General features: G+C 38.7%; 1 protein-coding gene. It reads left to right on the plus strand.

Annotated elements, in window-relative coordinates; genetic code table 11:
• On the plus strand, positions 1-657 hold a 657-nt coding region (locus HMPREF1519_RS07130), incomplete at both ends, for a MucBP domain-containing protein (protein ID WP_037611705.1).

Below are 657 nucleotides of genomic sequence, written 5' to 3' on the forward strand. Positions count from 1 at the left end.
CGTAACTTACGTCTACAAACTTAAAGAAGATCCAACGAAACCTAAAGAAGGTGACGTAATCATCACTTACGTAGACGAAAAAGGTAAAGAAATCAAGAAACCTCGTCAAGACACACCAAACTCACCATATGATACTCCATATAACACAACTGAGGAAGGTGAAAAACCTAAGACAATCAAGACTCCAGACGGTAAGACATACAAGATCGTACCGAAAGGTGACTACCCAGTAGGTAAAGTTGATGGCGATGGACACCTTGAATCATCTGACCCAATTAAAGGTAAAGTTGATAAACCACGTTCAATCATCACTTATGTCTACAAAGAAGTGAAGGGTGACGTTTACGTTCACTATAAAGATACTGAAGGTAAGACAATCAAGACTTCAGTTGTTGATGAAAAAGATCAACCAGTCGATAAAGACTACGATACAGTAGTAGATAATCGTCCTAAGACTATCACAACAACTGATGGTAAAGTTTACGAATTGGTACCAGCAGGTAACTACACTGTAGGTAAAGTTGATGGACAAGGTCACCTTGAGTCATCAGACGCTACAACAGGTAAAGTTATCGAAGGACGTAAAGATGTTACTTACATCTACAAACTTAAAGAACAACCAGCACAACCTAAGGGTAATGTTTACGTTCACTATGT

Source organism: Streptococcus sp. SR4 (assembly GCF_000517725.1).
Lineage (GTDB): Bacteria > Bacillota > Bacilli > Lactobacillales > Streptococcaceae > Streptococcus > Streptococcus salivarius_F.